The following is a 2,480-nucleotide window of genomic DNA, read 5'->3' as shown; positions in this document are numbered from 1 at the left end:
CCCTGGGTGTTGGCGCCGGGAAACTCCTCGATGAAGGCGATGTAGCCTTCAGGAACTTTCCGGAACACCGCCGTGCATCGCAGGTCTACAACTGACCTCCCAGGCGATCTGGGTCGCCGACTGGGTGGTAGGGCGGGCGGAGCGCCGCGGCCCTGGCTCAGTCATGAGAATAGGTGTTGCGGGTGCGGCGGCAAAGCTGGGGAGGCGGTATCTTCCCGCGCGAACTTCCTGAGCAGAGGAGCGTAGCAGGGGCGTGATGAACGGCATCGAGCGCGAGAAGGTCGGTCCGCTGACGTTGCGTCTGTGGGGGCTGTTGACGGCCCTCGCCGTGTGGTCGCTCTACCTGCTGACGATCGCGCCGACGACCGGGTTCTGGGACACGTCGGAGTACGTGACGACGGCGCACATCCTCGGGTTGCCGCACCCGCCGGGGAATCCGGGCTTCGTCCTCGTGGGGCGCGTGTGGACCGTGCTCCTCGAGTTCACGGGGCTCCCCGTCGCGCTCCGCATCAACATCCTCAGTGCCACGCTCTCGGCCGGGGCGAGCTTTTTCTCCTTCCTCGCCGTGGCGCGCATGGTCGCGCACTTCCGCGAGAACCGGCACGAGATCCTCGTGGCCTCGATGGTCGCGGTGTGGATCGGGGCCACGGCCTTCACCGTGTGGACCCAGTCGAATCTGAACGAGAAGGTCTACACGCTGTCGCTCTTCGTCGTCTCGCTCGTGAGCTACCTGACGATGCTGTGGGTAGACGAGGCGGACTCGGCGCGCGGGAACCGGCTGCTCGTGCTCATCGCGCTCCTGCTCGGGCTGGGCTGGTCGAACCACACCATGTCGCTGCTGCCGGGCCCGGCGCTGGCGCTCTTCGTCCTCCTGCACCGCTGGCGCGCCGCGCTCAACCCCCGCGTCCTCGGGCTCGCCGTGGCGCTGTTCGCGGTCGGCTACTCCGTGCAGCTCCTCTTCGTCCCCATCCGGTCGGCGCAGAACCCGATCATCGACGAGGCGGACCCGGAGTGTCCCTCGCTCGTCTCGGCGGTCACCCCGAAGGTGATCGACGACCGCTTCGGGAACACCAAGTTCTCCGTCGCGTGCGAGCCGCTCGCGCTGTCGCTGATCCGCGACCAGTACGGCCCGGGGCCGATCACGCAGCGCCAGGCCCCGCTCTCCGCCCAGTACGCGAACTACTGGCAGTACTTCGACTGGCAGTGGGCCCGCTCGCTGCCGCCGGCCGGCCGGGTCGCCGCGAGCATGCTCTTCCTCTTCCTCGCCCTGGTCGGTCTCTGGACCCACTTCAAGAGCGACCGGAAGACCTTCGTCTACGCGGGCACGCTCTTCTTCACCGTCACGCTCCTGCTCGTCTTCTATCTCAACTTCAAGTACGGCTACTCGCTGTACCTGGAGGAGGTGCCGAACATCCTGCTGCACGAGGTCCGGGAGCGCGACTACTTCTACATCATCGGCTTCCAGTTATGGGGGATCTACGCCGGGCTGGGGCTCGTCGCGCTGTGGGGCAAGTGGACCGTCCCGACCGGGGGGAAGAGCGCGGTGCCCCCGGACCGGACGCGCCTGCCGCGGGAGCGCACGACCGGATTCAGCGCGCGGCACCGGAGGGCGGCGCCGATCCTCGCCGTCGCGTTCGTGCCCTTCTTCTTCAACTTCGCGCGCGCGGACCGGTCGGAGGACAGCGCGGCCCGCGACTGGGCGTACAACATCCTGCAGTCGGTCGAGCCGTACGCCGTGCTGTTCACGAACGGGGACAACGACACCTTCCCCCTCTGGTACCTGCAGGAGGTGGAGGGGATTCGGCGCGACGTGACTGTCATCGTCCACTCCTACCTCGGCACGAACTGGTATCCGAAGCAGTTGCGGTCGCTGACGACGCCCTGCGAGCCGGGGGTGTCGGCGGCGGATTCCCCGACCACCATCGTGTGCCAGCGTCCCTTCGATGCGGCGAACGCGGCGAGCCCCTACGCGGACGCGGCGGCGCCGGCTCCGACGCGCTCGATCATCGCCCTCAGCGACGCGCAGATCGACGGCCTCGCGCCGGGGATCGCGGTCGCCCGGGACACGGCGTTCAGCGTCTCGGACGCGGTGACGGCGGCCGTGCGCGGCGGGGACTCGATCCTGTACCCCGACATCCTCGTGTTCCACATCATGCAGCAATCGCTCGGGGACCGGCCGGTCTACTTCGCGGCCACCGCCCCGCCCGTGTACGGGAAGTGGGGGCTGCAGCCGCACCTCGTCCGGCACGGGCTCGCCTTCAAGCTCGTGAACGAGCCGCTGGCGGAGACGGGCGACCTCGTGGACCTGCGCGAGTACATGCCGAACACGATCTCGCCGACGTGGAACGACCGTGCCCGCACGGCGGAACTCCTGTGGGAGGTGTTCGAGGTCGAAGATGTGCTGGAATGGGAGGAGTGGCCCGAGCCGTCCACCCAGTCGAGCATCCCCGCCCAGTACTACCTGGCGTACTACCTGCAGG

Annotated in this window: 1 protein-coding gene; it reads left to right on the top strand. The window is 68.3% G+C overall.

Annotation, left to right across the window (positions count from 1 at the left end; translation table 11 throughout):
* Positions 1-256: 256 nt before the first annotated feature.
* A partial coding sequence (locus tag OXN85_12570) for a DUF2723 domain-containing protein (protein MCY3600792.1) occupies positions 257-2,480 on the top strand: 2,224 nt, incomplete at its 3' end.

It is taken from the genome of Candidatus Palauibacter australiensis (genome assembly GCA_026705295.1).
In the GTDB taxonomy this organism is placed as follows: domain Bacteria; phylum Gemmatimonadota; class Gemmatimonadetes; order Palauibacterales; family Palauibacteraceae; genus Palauibacter; species Palauibacter australiensis.
This window is presented reverse-complemented; position numbering and strand designations above follow the sequence as displayed.